This is a genomic window from Streptomyces sp. NPDC048696 (genome assembly GCF_043198895.1).
GTDB lineage: Bacteria > Actinomycetota > Actinomycetes > Streptomycetales > Streptomycetaceae > Streptomyces.
Window position 1 is genome coordinate 159,247 of sequence record NZ_JBICVJ010000016.1, and the last position, 15,213, is coordinate 174,459.

Here is a 15,213-nt window from a genome sequence, read left to right on the forward strand (position 1 = left end):
AGTGAGGGCTCGGCGGGACCGGCAGTCGCTCGTCCGCGGACCGTGCGTGGCTGATCCCCGCGCCCCTTGACGGTTGCCCGGTAACGTCACGTGCGCCGGACCTGACAGCCACGTCAGGTCTCATATTCCCGCACGTCATGTCCTCGTTACCGGGCATTCAGACACGCTTGCGACGCTCGGCTAATGCAGCCCGAGGTGCCCCCCTCCCGGAACGGGACCGCCGCCCGCCCCAAGACGCTGGCTCCTGCCCGCTCCGACGTGCTCTCCGACGCGCCTGACAGCGCCCGGGCGCGGAAGAATGGGTTCATGAGCCAGCAGCCCAGCGCCGAGGTCCACCTCCAGCCCTCCTCCCAGCCGTCGGTCGGTTCCATCGCCGCCCACCGGCCGCACACCCTGGCGGCCGCGGTCTCCGACCTGGAGCCGGACATCGACGCGGATCTGGACGCGTACGAGGGCTACGAGCGGGACGGGAACCCCGGCGACGGGGGCGAGGAGCTGCCGTCCGGGCGGTTCCTGGACCGGGAACGCAGCTGGCTCGCCTTCAACGCGCGCGTCCTGGAGCTCGCCGAGGACCCGGCGACGCCGCTGCTGGAACGCGCCAATTTCCTGGCCATCTTCGCGTCCAACCTGGACGAGTTCTTCATGGTCCGGGTGGCCGGTCTCAAGCGCCGTATCGCGACCGGGGTCGCCACCCGGTCCGCCTCCGGGCTCCAGCCGCGCGAGGTCCTGGACCTGATCTGGAACCGTTCGCGCGAGCTCATGGCCCGGCACGCCGCCTGCTTCCAGCAGGACGTGGCCCCGGCGCTGGCCGACGAGAACATCCATCTGATCCGCTGGCCCGACCTCACCGAGAAGGAGCAGGCGCGGCTCTTCACGCTCTTCCGCCAGCAGATCTTCCCGGTGCTGACCCCGCTGGCCGTGGACCCCGCGCACCCCTTCCCGTACATCTCGGGGCTCTCGCTCAACCTCGCGGTCGTCGTGCGCAACCCGGTCAGCGGGCATCGCCACTTCGCGCGGGTCAAGGTGCCGCCGCTGCTCTCGCGGTTCCTGGAGGCCTCGCCGCAGCGGTACGTCCCGCTTGAGGACGTCATCGCGGCGCATCTGGAAGAGCTCTTCCCGGGCATGGAGGTGCTGGCCCACCACATGTTCCGGGTGACCCGGAACGAGGACCTTGAGGTCGAGGAGGACGACGCCGAGAACCTGCTCCAGGCGCTGGAGAAGGAGCTCATGCGGCGCCGCTTCGGGCCGCCGGTGCGCCTTGAGGTCGAGGAGTCGATCGACCCGTACGTCCTCGACCTGCTGGTGCGCGAGCTGAAGATCAGCGACGCCGAGGTGTATCCGCTGCCCGGTCCCCTGGACCTCACGGGTCTCTTCGGTATCGCGGCCCTCGACCGTCCCGAGCTGAAGTTCCCCAAGTTCGTGGCCGGAACCCATCGGGACCTGGCCGAGGTCGAATCGGCGTCCGCGCCCGACATCTTCGCCGCGCTGCGCGAGCGGGACGTGCTCCTCCACCACCCGTACGACTCGTTCTCCACCTCGGTCCAGGCGTTCCTTGAGCAGGCGGCCGCCGACCCGGACGTGCTCGCCATCAAGCAGACGCTGTACCGCACTTCCGGCGACTCGCCGATCGTCGACGCGCTGATCGACGCCGCCGAGTCCGGCAAGCAGGTGCTCGTCCTGGTCGAGATCAAGGCGCGCTTCGACGAGCAGGCCAACATCAAGTGGGCCCGCAAGCTGGAGGAGTCGGGCTGCCATGTGGTGTACGGCCTGGTCGGCCTGAAGACGCACTGCAAGCTGTCCCTGGTGGTGCGTCAGGAGGGCGAGACCCTGCGGCGCTACTCGCACGTGGGCACCGGCAACTACCACCCCAAGACCGCCCGCCTCTACGAGGACCTGGGCCTGCTCACCGCCGACCCGCAGGTCGGGGCGGACCTGTCCGACCTGTTCAACCGGCTCTCCGGGTACTCGCGCCGCGAGACCTACCGCCGCCTCCTGGTCGCCCCCAAGTCCCTTCGGGACGGCCTGGTCTCGCGGATCAACAAGGAGACCGCGCACCACCGCGCCGGACGCCCCGCCTACGTACGCATCAAGGTCAACTCGATGGTCGACGAGGCCGTGATCGACGCCTGCTACCGGGCCTCGCAGGCCGGGGTGCCGGTCGACATCTGGGTGCGCGGCATCTGCGCGGCGCGCCCCGGCGTCAGCGGGCTCTCCGAGAACATCCGGGTGCGGTCGATACTGGGGCGCTTCCTGGAGCACTCCCGGGTCTTCGCCTTCGGGAACGGCGGCGAGCCCGAGGTCTGGCTGGGCAGCGCCGACATGATGCACCGCAACCTCGACCGCCGTATCGAGGCACTGGTCCGGGTCGTCGACCCGGCCCATCGCGCGGCTCTCACCCGGCTTCTGGAGACCGGCATGGCGGACACCACCTCGTCCTGGCACCTGGGCCCGGACGGGGAGTGGACCCGGCACGCCACCGACGCCGACGGAGCGCCGCTGCGGCACGTACAGGAGATGCTGATAGACGCCCGGAGGCGCCGGCGTGCTACGCCCTGAGAAATCCCCGGGACCGGAGACCGCGGGGGATGTGCTCGCCCCCTATCTCCACGCGCAGGCGGGGGAATTCCTGCGCAGTCTCCGCCTCCACCGTGAGGCGGGACCCGACAACGACGGCACCGAGGAGGCCGCGCGGGCGCTGCGCCGCGCCGGCCGCCGCATCGGCGCCACCCTGCACACCTTCCGCCCGCTGCTCGACCCGGCCTGGGCCGACACTTTGCGTACGGAACTGGCCTGGCTCGGCGTGACGCTGGGCGGCGAGCACGCCTGCGCGGCGCGGCTCGCCCGGCTGCTGGACGGGCTGCAGCGGCTCTCCGGGACCCCGCAGGTGCCGCCGCCGCGCGGTGAGTCGGCGGCGGGGGCGCTGACCGTGGGCGCCGCCCGGGCCGGGGCGCTGCTCGAACGCCAGCTCACCCTCGCCCGGACCCGGGCGCACTCGGCGGCGCTCCAGGCGCTGGGCTCGTCCCGGTTCCACGCGGTGGCCGACGCGGTGGCGCTGCTGGCCAGCGAGGTGCCGCTGTCCAGCTCGGCGGCCGCGTACGCGGTGGAGGTGCTGCCGCCGGCCGCCGACTTCGCGGGAAAGCGGCTGGCGGAGGCGGTGGCCGCGCTGCCGCTGGCCCGCGCGGCCCATCCGTACAACGCGGAGGCGCTCGTCCAGTCCGGCGAGGCGCAGGACGCGCCCTGGCACCAGGTGCGGCTGCTGCTGCGGCTGCACCGGTACGCGCAGGAGGTGCTGCGGACGGGCCGGCTGCCGCACGAGGCCGACGACCGGCTGGTGCGGGCCGCGGCCGCCCTGGACCGGCACCGGGACGCCGCCGAGGCGGCCGCGGCCGCCGCCGCGGCCGCCCGCACCCCGCGCATCGCCCCGGCGACGGCGTACGCGCTCGGTGTGCTCCACGCCGACCAGCGCCACGACGTGGAGGCGGCCCGGTTCGCCTTCCAGCGGATCTGGCAGCCGGTGTCGGCGGTGACCGCGCCATGACGGGGGTGAGTGCCCCATGAGCCAGGCGGGCACGGTCCTCGCGGCCGGGTGCGTGCTGTGGCGGCGCTCGCCGTGGGGCGACGGCGGGCTGGAGATCTGTCTGGTGCACCGGCCGAAATACGACGACTGGTCGCTGCCGAAAGGCAAGCTCAAGCGGGGTGAGGACCCGCTCGCGGGGGCGCTGCGGGAGGTCCTGGAGGAGACTGGGCACATGTGCGCGCCCGGTGCCCGGCTGCCCTCCGTCCACTACGTCGACGGGCAGGGCCGCCCCAAGGTGGTCGACTACTGGGCCGCCGAGGCGCGGGCGGGGAGTTTCGTGCCGAACGACGAGGTCGACCGGCTGCTCTGGCTGCCCCCGGCGGCGGCCCGCCTGCGGCTCACCCAGGCCCGCGACCGCCATCTGGTGGACGCGCTCCTGGACGCCCTGCACCGGGCGTGACGGGCGCATGGCAGGGGCGCGAACGGCAGGGAAGGGCGCTCCGGAAGCCCCTGACCGGCGCCGGCGCGCTCCCCCCGATCAGTTGAACACAAACCGGTAACGGCCGGCACCGCACTGACCGACACGGTTCACCTTCCGTTAACTCTCTCCCGTCGGCGGCTTCACCTGTTCTGCCTAATTTCGGCCTTACACGGTGCGCGGCGTCCCGCCCCACCGGACACCTCTTCGCACGCCGCCGTACAACGAACGGACACCGGCGGCTCCTGGAAGGAACACCCGAAAGTGAAGCTTCAGCGCAAGAACCGGCTCCGCGCCACCGCCCTCGGCGTCATCGCCGTGTCCAGCGCCCTGGCCCTCACGGCGTGCGGCAGCGACAACAACAACGACAACTCCTCCAGCAGCACCGGTGGCACCGGCAAGACGAGCGCCGCGTCGAACATCAAGTGCGACGGCGCCAAGGGCCAGCTCCTGGCCTCCGGTTCCTCCGCGCAGAAGAACGCCATGGACCTCTGGGTCAAGAACTACATGGCGGCCTGCAAGGGCGTCGAGATCAACTACAAGGCCTCCTCGTCCGGTGAGGGCATCATCGCCTTCAACCAGTCCACGGTGGGCTTCGCCGGTTCCGACTCCGCGCTGAAGCCGGAGGAGGTCGCCAGCTCCAAGAAGGTCTGCACCGGCGGCGGCCAGGGCGTCAACCTCCCGATGGTCGGCGGCCCGATCGCGATCGGCTTCCACCTGGAGAACGTCGACAGCCTGGTCCTGGACGCCCCGACGATCGCCAAGATCTTCAACGGCAAGATCAAGAACTGGAACGACGAGGCCATCGCCAAGCTGAACCCGGGCGCCAAGCTCCCGGACAAGGCGATCCAGGCCTTCCACCGCTCCGAGGACTCCGGCACCACGCAGAACCTCGGCAAGTACCTCGGCGCCACCGCCAAGGCCGACTGGCCGTACGCCGCCGAGAAGAAGTGGCCGGCCCCGGGCGGCCAGGCCGCGTCCGGCTCCGCCGGTGTCGCCGCCCAGGTCAAGCAGACCGACGGCGCGATCGGCTACTTCGAGCTCTCCTACGCCACCGCCCAGTCGATCAAGACGGTGGACATCAACACCGGCGCCGCCGCCCCGGTCAAGGCCACCCCGGAGAACGCCTCCAAGGCGATCGCCGCCGCCAAGATCAAGGGCACCGGCAAGGACCTGGCCCTGGGCCTGGACTACGCCACCAAGGCCGACGGCGCCTACCCGATCGTCCTGGTCACGTACGAGATCGCCTGCGACAAGGGCAACAAGGCCGACACCCTCGGCACGGTCAAGTCCTTCCTGACCTACACCTCGGGCGACGAGGGCCAGAAGATCCTCTCGGACGCCGGCTACGCGCCGATCCCGGCCGAGATCAACGCCAAGGTCCGCGAGACGGTCGCCTCCCTCTCCTGACCTGTCGGGCCGACAGCCGGCGACTGATCCGCCGGCTGGACGCCCCCGGGGCGGGGGCCCCGTCCGGCCCCCGCCCCCTCCATCCGGTGCACCGCCGCCAGGGGATCCATCCACTCCCCGCCCACAGACCGGAAAGATCATGGCTTCCATAACCACCGACACACCACCACCGGCGCCCCCCGCGCCGGCCCTGCGCCACCGGTCCACCGGCCGCGCGGGCGACAAGGTCTTCCTCGGCCTGTCCCGGGGATCCGGCATCCTGCTGCTGCTCCTTATGGCGTCGATCGCCGCCTTCCTGAGCGTCCGGGCCGGGATCGCCATCTCCAAGGACGAGGGCAACTTCTTCACCACGTTCGACTGGAACCCGGCCGCCGACAAGCCGGTCTTCGGCATCGCGGTGCTGCTCTTCGGCACCATCGTCAGCTCGGTGATCGCGATGGTCATCGCGGTCCCGGTCGCCGTCGGCATCGCCCTGTTCATCTCGCACTACGCGCCGCGCAAGCTGGCCGCGCCCGTCGCGTACGTCGTCGACCTGCTGGCCGCGATCCCCTCGATCATCTACGGCATCTGGGGCGCCCTCTTCCTGGTGCCCTACCTCGACGGCCTGAACTCCTGGCTCGACACCTACCTGGGCTGGACCTTCGTCTTCCACAAGACCGAGGTCGGCGTCGCGCGCTCGCTGTTCACCGTCGGCATCCTGCTCGCGATCATGATCCTGCCGATCGTGACCAGCGTGAGCCGCGAGGTCTTCCTCCAGGTCCCGCGGATGAACGAGGAGGCCGCGCTGGCGCTGGGCGCCACCCGCTGGGAGGTCATCCGGCTGTCGGTGCTGCCCTTCGGCCGCTCCGGCGTGATCTCCGCCTCGATGCTGGGCCTCGGACGCGCGCTCGGCGAGACGATGGCCGTCGCCACGGTCCTCTCCCCGAGCTATCTGCTCTCCCTGCACATCCTGAACCCGGGTGGCGGAACCTTCGCCCAGAACATCGCGGCGAAGTTCGACGAGGCCAACGAGCTGGGCCGGGACGCCCTGATCGCCTCCGGCCTGGTCCTCTTCATCCTCACCCTGCTGGTCAACGGCGCGGCCCGCCTGATCATCGCGCGCCGCAAGGAGTACTCGGGGGCGAACGCCTGATGTCCAACGCAGTTGTCCAGGACGCCCGCCCGGCCACCCCGGCCCCCCGCAAGGGCAGCCTGAGCCGCCGGGGCCTGCCCCGCTGGGCCGGGGCCGCCTTCGGCGCCGCCGGCATCGCGCTCGGCTGCGGCATCGGCCTCGTCTTCGGCCTGTCGAGCAAGGTCCAGTGGGGCCTGATCTCCGCGGTCCTGTTCGTGCTCATCTCGTACGTGGTCACCTCGGCCGTCGAGAACAAGCGCCAGGCCAAGGACCGCGTCGCCACCTCGCTGGTGTGGGTCTGCTTCATCCTCGCCCTGATCCCGCTGCTCTCCCTGCTGTGGACGACGATCAGCCGCGGCACGAAGGTCCTCAACGGGAACTTCCTCAGCCACTCGATGGCCGGCGTCCCCGGCTTCCAGCCCGGCGGCGGCGTCTACCACGCGCTGATCGGCACCCTGGAGCAGGTCGGCATCGCCACCCTGATCTCCGCCCCGCTCGGCCTGCTGACCGCGGTCTACCTCGTGGAGTACGGCAAGGGCGCGCTCGCCAAGGCCGTGACGTTCTTCGTCGACGTCATGACCGGCATCCCCTCCATCGTGGCGGGTCTGTTCATCCTCACCCTGATGCTGATGTTCGAGCTCAAGCCGTCCGGCTTCATGGGCTCGCTCGCGCTGGCGATCCTGATGATGCCGGTCGTGGTCCGCTCCACCGAGGAGATGCTCAAGCTCGTCCCGAACGAGCTGCGCGAGGCGTCGCTGGCCCTCGGCGTGCCGAAGTGGCGCACGATCCTGAAGGTGGTCCTGCCGACCGCGATCGGCGGCATCACCACCGGCGTCATGCTCGCCATCGCCCGTATCGCCGGTGAGACCGCCCCGATCATGCTGCTCGTCTTCGGCAGCCAGCTGATCAACACCAACCCGTTCGACGGTGCTCAGTCCTCGCTCCCGTTCTACATCTGGGAGCAGTACCGGGTGGGCAGCGAGGCGTCGTACGACCGCGCCTGGGCCGCCGCCCTGGTCCTGATCGCCTTCGTCATGATCCTCAATCTGGTGGCCCGCGGCATCGCCCGCTGGAAGGCCCCGAAGACCGGCCGCTGACGCGGTCAACGAAAGAAGCAGTGATCCCCATGGCCAAGCGAATCGACGTCAGCGGCCTGACCGCGTACTACGGCGCCCACAAGGCGATCGAGGACATCTCGATGACCGTGGAGCCCCGCTCCGTGACCGCCTTCATCGGCCCGTCCGGCTGCGGCAAGTCCACGTTCCTGCGCACCCTGAACCGGATGCACGAGGTCACCCCCGGTGGCCGCGTCGAGGGCAAGGTGCTCCTGGACGACGAGAACCTGTACGGCAAGGACGTCGACCCGGTCGCCGTGCGCCGTACGGTCGGCATGGTCTTCCAGCGCCCCAACCCGTTCCCCACCATGTCGATCTTCGACAACGTGGCGGCCGGGCTGCGCCTGAACGGCTCGTACAAGAAGAGCCAGCTGGCGGACGTCGTCGAGAAGTCCCTCAAGGGCGCGAACCTCTGGAACGAGGTCAAGGACCGCCTCAACAAGCCCGGCTCGGGCCTGTCCGGCGGCCAGCAGCAGCGTCTGTGCATCGCCCGCGCGATCGCGGTCGAGCCCGACGTCCTGCTGATGGACGAGCCCTGCTCCGCCCTGGACCCGATTTCGACCCTCGCGATCGAGGACCTGATCGGCGAGCTGAAGGAGCGCTTCACGATCGTCATCGTGACGCACAACATGCAGCAGGCGGCGCGCGTCTCGGACCGTACGGCCTTCTTCAACCTGGCGGCCGTGGGCCAGCCGGGCCGACTGGTCGAGATCGACGAGACCGCCCGGATCTTCTCCAACCCGTCCGTCCAGGCGACCGAGGACTACATCTCGGGCCGCTTCGGATAGACCCCCCGACGTCTGCGGTGCTGCATGGCGGTGCCACCGCAAGACGAAGGGCCCGCCCCCTGGTGTCAGGGGGCGGGCCCGCTTTTTTGCGGGCGCGGCCTCCGCCTGCGGGCCGGCGGGGGCGCCCCCACAGGGTTGCGTTTCGTCTGCGGGCCGGTGGTGGGCTGGTCGCGCAGTTCCCCGCGCCCCTAGGTAGTCCGCCTGAGCCCGGCAGCGTGGCTCAGCCACAGGCCTTAAGGGGCGCGGGGCTGTGACACCTGCGGCTCCGCCGCGCGGGCGCGACCAGCCCACGGCGGTCCGCAGACGAACAAAAAAGGGGGCCCGGGGCAGATGCCCCGAGCCCCAGCCACGCGCGGCGGCTCAGCCGAAGAAGATCCGCACCACGTAATAGCTCGCGGCAGCCACCAACGCCGCAGCCGGCATCGTGATGAACCACCCCAGGATGATGTTCTTCGCAACGCCCCACCGAACGGCGTTGACACGCTTCGTCGCACCCACACCCATGATCGCCGAGGTGATGACATGCGTCGTGGAGATCGGCGCCTTGAACAGGAACGCCGTGAGGAACATGATCGACGCGCCGGTGGTCTCCGCGGCGAACCCCTGCGGCGGATCCAGCTCGATGATCTTGCGCCCGAGGGTCCGCATGATCCGCCAGCCGCCCGCGTACGTACCGAGCGAGAGCATCACCGCACAGGCGATCTTCACCCACACCGGAATCGGCGCGTCGGCGCCCTGCACATCGCCGATGACCAGCGCCATCACCACGATGCCCATCGTCTTCTGGGCGTCCTGGAGGCCGTGGCCGAGCGCCATGCCGGCCGCCGAGACGGTCTGCGCGATACGGAAGCCGCGCTTGGCCTTGTGCGGGTTGGCGTTGCGGAAGAGCCACATGATCAGGCACATCACCAGATAACCGGCGATGAGGCCGACGATCGGTGACAGGAACATCGGGATGACGATCTTCTCCAGGACACCCGACCAGATGACCTCCGTGCCGCCCGCGAGCGCCGCGCCCACCATGCCGCCGAACAGGGCGTGCGAGGAGGACGAGGGAAGACCGAAGTACCAGGTGACGAGGTTCCAGACGATCGCGCCGAGCAGCGCGGCGAAGAGGATGCCCATCCCCTTGTCGCCGGTCGGCGTCTCGATCAGGCCCTTGCTGACGGTGTGCGCGACGCCCTGACCGAGGAAGGCGCCGGCGAGGTTCATCACGGCCGCCATCGCCAGCGCCGCGCGCGGGGTCAGCGCCCGCGTCGAGACGGAGGTCGCGATGGCGTTCGCCGAGTCGTGGAACCCGTTCGTATACGTGAATCCGAGCGCGACCGCGATGGTCACGACCAGTGCAAAGGTGTCCACGGAGGTCAGGACTCCTTGACGGCGATGGTCTCCACCGTGTTCGCCACGTGCTCGAAGGCGTCGGCGGCCTCTTCGAGTACGTCCACGATCTGCTTGAGCTTGAGCACCTCAATGGCGTCGTACTTGCCGTTGAAGAGATGGGCGAGCAGCTTGCGGTGGATCTGGTCGGCCTGGTTCTCCAGCCGGTTGACCTCGATCCAGTACTCGGTGAGGTTGGACATCGTCCGCAGGTTCGGCATGGCCTCGGCGGTCAGCTCGGCCGCCCGGGCCAGCACCTCGATCTGCTGCTCGACGCCCTTGGGCAGCTCCTCGATGTTGTAGAGGACGACGAGGTCGACGGCCTCCTCCATGAAGTCCATGATGTCGTCGAGGCTCGATGCGAGGTTGTAGATGTCCTCGCGGTCGAAGGGCGTGATGAACGAGGAGTTCAGCTGGTGGAAGATCGCGTGGGTGGCGTCGTCCCCCGCGTGCTCCGCTGCCCGCATGCGCTCCGCGATCTCGGCCCGGGACGCGGAATCCGCTCCGAGCAGTTCCATCAGGAGCTTCGAGCCCGTGACGATGTTGTCCGCGGATGCGGAGAACATGTCGTAGAAGCTCGTCTCCCTGGGGGTCAGACGAAAGCGCACGTGGGGTCCTCGGGGTGCTCTGGATTCGGTCAGGCTGATGCTAGGCGCATCATCCGGCCACGGCTAACCGGCGTACTTCAGTGTCGCCCATCAGGCACAGTGATCAGCACGGGCCCCCGGCCCGTTTCCGAGCCACCGGCGGGCCCGCTTCCACGGGGTTCGCTACCCTATACCCACGAGGGGTATACGCCCCCAGGGGCAGCCACCCCTCTTCGCACCCCGGGAGGACGCGATGACGACCACCGAGCCCGCCGAGCCGGAAGCCGTCCTCACGGCCGAGCCGCACGCGGTCCACGGCTACCACAAGCAGAAGGACGAGCACCTCAAGCGGCTGCGCCGCATCGAGGGCCAGATCCGCGGGCTCCAGCGGCTCGTCGACGAGGACGTCTACTGCATCGACATACTCACCCAGGTCTCCGCGTCCACCAAGGCGCTGCAGTCCTTCGCCCTCCAGCTCCTGGAGGAACACCTGCGCCACTGCGTCGCGGACGCGGCGGTGAAGGGCGGCAACGAGATCGACGCGAAGGTCGAGGAGGCCACCAAGGCGATCGCCCGCCTGCTGCGCACATAGCGACGCGCACGTAGCGACGCGCCTGCGGCGCACGCCGACCCGACACCCCGGCCGCCGCCCGGCACAACGCCCCGGCCACATGGCCGAATCGCGTCGGGCGGGCCCGGGAACGGCAACCGGCCGCGCGGGGTTGGCCGGAATCAGTCCCCCGGCCCCGCCCGCCGCTCCGGCTCGACGTTGAGCACCTCGTCGATCCGGTCGGGACTGAGCCGGTCCTCGTCCGCCCCCGCCGCCGCGATCATCAACTCACCGCAGAGCTCGATCTCGACGAGGGCCACGTGGTCCTGGACGGTTGCGCTGCGGAGCCCGGCCACGCACCTCACCCCTCTACCCCTCTTTCTGCCGTCGTCGACTTCCTAGAGTAGGAAGAGGGACACACACCGCGCATGGCACGGACGGACCATTTACGCCACCGTCCATGACTGGATCGCGGACCGCCGCCGACTCCCCCGCACCCGATCCCTACGACTCGATGCGCCTCGATTCGACTCGATACACCTCGATACCGACCGCTTACGACTCGATCTTCCCCGCGTAGATGTCCCGGTCCGCCGGCAGCCGTACGGCCGCGGGCACCCCGAACCCGTACAGCAGCGTCGTCGAGGCGACCGCGACCGTACGTCCCTGATTGACGTAACTGAACTGCTGGCGCAGCTTGCGCAGCAGGCCCTGCGCGTCGAAGTACGCGTCGAACGGCACCGCGGCTTTCTGGCTGCCGAACCCTTTCGCCGCGGCGGCCAGCGAGTCGCGCGCGTGCGGACCGGCGGCGCTCGCGGCCCTGCGGATGTCGGCGGTGCCCCGGTAGTGCCGCACCCGGACGCCCGCCAGGTCCTCCTCTCCCACGTACGTCACGCCCCCGGCGCCGCGCAGGAGTTCGGCGGCGACCATCGGGTCGGTGACGCCGCCGGTGACCAGATTGCCGTCGGGCAGCGAGGCCGTGTCGACGCGGACCCATTTGTCGGCGGGCACGCCCGCGCCCCGGTTCTTCATGTACAGCTCGCCCGGCGCGAGCAGTTCGGTGATCGGCAGATGCTCCTCGGCGCCCGCCGCGTCCTTGGGCAGCACCACCTTCAACCGGCCCGTGCGGTGCGTGAAGTCGTACACCCCCTCGCCCCGGATGGTCACCCTCGTACCGCCCGAGGCCATCTCCATGGAGGTGCTGGCCTTGGAGCTACGGGCGGCCACCAGCCCCTCGACCGCGCCCGCCACCACCCGGCCCGGGTCGGCCGGGTGCCCGTCGGAGCCACCGGCGCCACCGGATCCGCCCGAGCCGCACCCGGTCACCAGTACCCCGGCGGCGGTCACCCCGGCCACGACGACACCGGCGAACCCCGCTCCCCCACGCCCTGGCCGCCGTACCGTCATCGCCGCTCAACCCCCAAACGCCATCCACAACCGACGCACCACCCGCCTCGCATAACGACCGCGTCCCCGCCCCGGTCACGCCCGGCCCCGTCCCGGGGGTCCGCCCGCCCGGCGCCCTCGGTTACCGTTGCGATGTGCCCCAGCAAGCCTCGGACTCCGAGCACCGCACCACGACGACCGAGCGCGGCAGCTTCGCGCATGCCCGCTGTTCCTGCGGCTGGATCGGCCCGGCCCGCCGCTCCCGCGACAAGGCGCGTACGGACGCTACCGCCCACGAGTCCTCGGGGTAGGCCCCTGGGCCCCGCGCCCCTGGGCCGTCGTTCGAGTGCGGACCGTGCTGGGTTGCTCGCTCCCCCAAGTTCTCGACTCCGCTCGAACAGGGGGGACCCCCACCGCGGCGGAGCCGCACATGTCACAGCCCCGCGCCCCTGACGGACGTGCGGCGAGCCCCACTCCGTTTGAGCGGGCATGAGTCGGGAAGGCGTTGGCCCATGCATCGGCGTTCCTTTCTCGTCGCCGGGGTCGGGGTCGGGGTCGCTGCCGCCGGGTGCGGTCCCGCGGCCACCCGTACTCCGCCCACGTCCACCGGCAGCGCCAGTTCGGCCGTCGTCGACTGGGCCGCCCTCGGGCGCGGGCTCTCGGGGCAGTTCGTGCGGCCCGGGGACGCCGCTTATCCGGTCGCCCGGCAGCTCTACAACACCCGGTTCGACAATCTCGCGCCCGCCGCCGTCGCCTACGTGGCGGGCGACGGGGACATCCAGGAGTGCCTGGCGTTCGCCCGCGCGCACCGCGTCCCCGTCGCCATCCGCAACGGCGGCCACTCCTACGCCGGTTGGTCGTCCGGCAACGGACGCCTGGTCATCGACGTCTCGAAGCTCGCCCGGATCCGTACCGACTCCGCCACCGCGACCGTCGGCGCGGGCGCCCGGCTGCTCGATGTCTATCTCGCGCTGGGGAAGGCCGGGCGGACCATTCCCGGCGGCTCCTGCCCCACCGTCGGCATCTCGGGGCTCACCCTCGGCGGCGGCCACGGCGTCGCCACGCGCGCGTACGGGGCGACCTGCGACAGCCTCACCGCCGCCACCCTCGTCACCGCCGACGGCAAGAAGCTCACCGTCGACGCCGACCACGACCCCGACCTCTTCTGGGCCCTGCGCGGCGCGGGCAACGGCAACTTCGGCGTGGTCACCGAGCTCGCCTTCCGTACGCACGACGCCCCGCGGTCCGTCACCGCGTATCTGACCTGGCCCTGGTCGAAGGCGCAGGCGGTGATCGAGGCGTGGCAGGAGTGGGGGCCCGACCAGCCCGACGAGATCTGGTCCGCCGCCCATCTCGCGGCGGGCGCGAGCACGGCCGGGGCGCGCGCCGCCCCGACCGTCAACGTCGCCACGTTCTCGCTCGGCTCGTACGGCGACCTCCAGAACGCCGTCGACCGCCTCGCCGACCGCGCGGGCGCCCCCGCCGCCACGGTCTCGCTGCGCCGGCACTCGTACACCGAGGCGATGCTCGGGTACGCCGGGTGCGCCACGCTCTCCGAGGCCCAGTGCCACCTCGCTGGCACCACCCCCGGCCGCACCCCGCAGGGCGCGCTCCAGCGCGAGACGTACGCCGCGCGCTCCGCCTTCTTCGACCGCGCGCTCCCGGCCGACGGCGTACGGGCGCTGCTCGCCCGGACCGAGGCGTACGGGAGCGTGACAGCGGCTCAGGGCGGCGGGGGCGGGGAGATCGCGCTCACCGCGCTCGGCGGCGCGCTCAACCGGGTGGCGCCGGAGGCGACGGCGTTCGTGCACCGCCGCTCGCGCGTGCTCGCGCAGTACACCGCGTCCTGGCGCCCGGGCACCCCCGGAACGGCCCAGCAAGCGTGGCTGGATTCCACCCATGAGGCGCTGCGCCGGTACGCCTCCGGGGCCGCCTACCAGAACTACACCGACCCACAGCTGACGGACTGGCGCACCGCGTACTACGGAGCCGCCGCGCCCCGGCTCGTACGCCTCAAGCACCAGTACGACCCGGCCCGCGTCTTCGACTTCCCGCAGGCGCTGTGAGCGGCGAGCACGCCGAACGGCCCTACGCCGCCAGGTCGTTCTCGCCGGGGCCGGCCCCCGTACCCTTCCCCGTTCCGCTGCCCTTGCTGCCCGCGCGGGGCTCGGGGAGGTCCACGGCGAGCCGCAGCGACGCCGTGCCCACGCGCCGCGACCGTACGAGACGGCCGAGCCGGGGCGAGCGCGCCACCCGCGACACCAGCGGGGTGAGCAGCAGCAGCGCGAGCGGCGCGAGCAGCAGGGCGACGGCGGTGCCGAGCGCGAACCCGCCGACCACGTCGGTCGGATAGTGCACGCCCATGTAGACCCGGCAGAAGCCCTCGGCGAGCGCGAGAGCGATCGCGACGGCGCCGAACTTGCGGTGCGCGACGAAGAGTCCGGCCCCGATCGCCATCGCCATCGTCGCGTGGTCGCTCACGAACGAGTAGTCCGTCTTGCCGTCCACCAGGACGTCGAGCCCCTTGTGGTCGACGAAGGGCCTCGGCCGTTCCACGAATCCCCTGATGGGGATGTTGACGAGCAGCGCGATCCCGGCGGCGAGCGGCGTCCACACGAGAGCCGCGACCGCGCTGACCGCGCTCTCCCGGTCCTCCCGGCGCCGCAGGCTCCACCAGCACCAGAGCACGACGAGGACGAGGGCGAGCAGGATCCCGTACTCGCCGACGAACTCCATGACGCGGTCGAACCACGTCGGCGCGGACTTGGCGAGTCCGTTGATGTCGTAGAGCAGGCTGACGTCCGGGTTCGCCCCGTCCAGCGCGAGTCCAGCCATGCCACGGCCCCTTGCCTGTGCGTGTCGCTACCAACCCCCGTGGTCAGTACTCCTGCGGT

Annotated in this window: 15 protein-coding genes; 10 read left to right on the top strand and 5 right to left on the bottom strand. The window is 71.0% G+C overall.

What is annotated here, in order from left to right; translation table 11 throughout:
• Positions 1 to 306: 306 nt before the first annotated feature.
• The 7 genes from ACGFRG_RS29430 to pstB all read left to right on the top strand — a co-directional run bounded on the left by ACGFRG_RS29430 (position 307) and on the right by pstB (position 8,419).
• On the top strand, positions 307 to 2,556 hold the full coding sequence (locus ACGFRG_RS29430) for an RNA degradosome polyphosphate kinase (RefSeq protein WP_361429475.1): 2,250 nt from the start codon (positions 307 to 309) through the stop codon (positions 2,554 to 2,556).
• Complete coding sequence (locus tag ACGFRG_RS29435; RefSeq protein ID WP_361429473.1) at positions 2,543 to 3,538, top strand: CHAD domain-containing protein; 996 nt, start codon at positions 2,543 to 2,545, stop codon at positions 3,536 to 3,538. Before ACGFRG_RS29430 ends, ACGFRG_RS29435 begins: the two co-directional genes overlap by 14 nt.
• Positions 3,539 to 3,554: 16 nt before the next feature.
• Complete coding sequence (locus ACGFRG_RS29440) at positions 3,555 to 3,977, top strand: NUDIX hydrolase (protein WP_361429471.1); 423 nt, start codon at positions 3,555 to 3,557, stop codon at positions 3,975 to 3,977.
• Positions 3,978 to 4,259: 282 nt separating this feature from the next.
• Entirely contained in the window at positions 4,260 to 5,405 is a 1,146-nt protein-coding gene (gene pstS / locus ACGFRG_RS29445) for a phosphate ABC transporter substrate-binding protein PstS (RefSeq protein ID WP_361429469.1), read from the top strand.
• 139 nt (positions 5,406 to 5,544) lie between these two features.
• Positions 5,545 to 6,537: a phosphate ABC transporter permease subunit PstC gene (gene pstC / locus ACGFRG_RS29450; RefSeq protein ID WP_361429467.1), complete on the top strand. Its 993-nt coding sequence runs from the start codon at positions 5,545 to 5,547 to the stop codon at positions 6,535 to 6,537.
• A complete protein-coding gene (pstA, locus tag ACGFRG_RS29455; protein WP_361429465.1) occupies positions 6,537 to 7,613 on the top strand; it encodes a phosphate ABC transporter permease PstA in 1,077 nt (358 codons plus the stop codon). Before pstC ends, pstA begins: the two co-directional genes overlap by 1 nt.
• Positions 7,614 to 7,642: 29 nt before the next feature.
• Complete coding sequence (pstB, locus tag ACGFRG_RS29460; protein ID WP_361429463.1) at positions 7,643 to 8,419, top strand: phosphate ABC transporter ATP-binding protein PstB; 777 nt, start codon at positions 7,643 to 7,645, stop codon at positions 8,417 to 8,419.
• A gap of 360 nt (positions 8,420 to 8,779) precedes the next feature.
• Here the strand turns inward: pstB and ACGFRG_RS29465 are convergent, their stop codons facing one another.
• The gene (locus ACGFRG_RS29465) at positions 8,780 to 9,778 is read right to left on the bottom strand and encodes an inorganic phosphate transporter (RefSeq protein WP_361429461.1); all 999 of its coding nucleotides are present in this window, start codon (positions 9,776 to 9,778) and stop codon (positions 8,780 to 8,782) included.
• Between the two features lie 5 nt (positions 9,779 to 9,783).
• Entirely contained in the window at positions 9,784 to 10,404 is a 621-nt protein-coding gene (locus tag ACGFRG_RS29470) for a DUF47 family protein (RefSeq protein ID WP_361429459.1), read from the bottom strand.
• Positions 10,405 to 10,636: 232 nt separating this feature from the next.
• Here ACGFRG_RS29470 and ACGFRG_RS29475 point away from each other — a divergent pair, with 232 nt between their 5' ends.
• Positions 10,637 to 10,975 carry a metal-sensitive transcriptional regulator gene (locus ACGFRG_RS29475; protein WP_361429457.1) on the top strand — a complete coding sequence of 113 codons (339 nt, stop codon included), beginning with the start codon at positions 10,637 to 10,639 and terminating at the stop codon, positions 10,973 to 10,975.
• A gap of 140 nt (positions 10,976 to 11,115) precedes the next feature.
• Here the strand turns inward: ACGFRG_RS29475 and ACGFRG_RS29480 are convergent, their stop codons facing one another.
• Positions 11,116 to 11,289 (bottom strand): hypothetical protein, encoded by a 174-nt coding sequence (locus ACGFRG_RS29480; protein ID WP_361429455.1) that lies wholly within the window; start codon positions 11,287 to 11,289, stop codon positions 11,116 to 11,118.
• Between the two features lie 199 nt (positions 11,290 to 11,488).
• A complete protein-coding gene (locus tag ACGFRG_RS29485; RefSeq protein ID WP_393268753.1) occupies positions 11,489 to 12,340 on the bottom strand; it encodes a hypothetical protein in 852 nt (283 codons plus the stop codon).
• Positions 12,341 to 12,474: 134 nt separating this feature from the next.
• On the opposite strand from ACGFRG_RS29485, the gene ACGFRG_RS29490 reads away from it, so the two are divergent.
• Both ACGFRG_RS29490 and ACGFRG_RS29495 read left to right on the top strand, forming a co-directional pair.
• On the top strand, positions 12,475 to 12,630 hold the full coding sequence (locus ACGFRG_RS29490; RefSeq protein ID WP_361429451.1) for a hypothetical protein: 156 nt from the start codon (positions 12,475 to 12,477) through the stop codon (positions 12,628 to 12,630).
• Between the two features lie 201 nt (positions 12,631 to 12,831).
• Complete coding sequence (locus ACGFRG_RS29495; protein ID WP_393268757.1) at positions 12,832 to 14,385, top strand: FAD-binding oxidoreductase; 1,554 nt, start codon at positions 12,832 to 12,834, stop codon at positions 14,383 to 14,385.
• Positions 14,386 to 14,407: 22 nt separating this feature from the next.
• On the opposite strand, the gene ACGFRG_RS29500 is transcribed toward ACGFRG_RS29495, so the two are convergent.
• Positions 14,408 to 15,154 carry a phosphatase PAP2 family protein gene (locus tag ACGFRG_RS29500; RefSeq protein ID WP_393268760.1) on the bottom strand — a complete coding sequence of 249 codons (747 nt, stop codon included), beginning with the start codon at positions 15,152 to 15,154 and terminating at the stop codon, positions 14,408 to 14,410.
• Between the last annotated feature and the right edge of the window lie 59 nt (positions 15,155 to 15,213).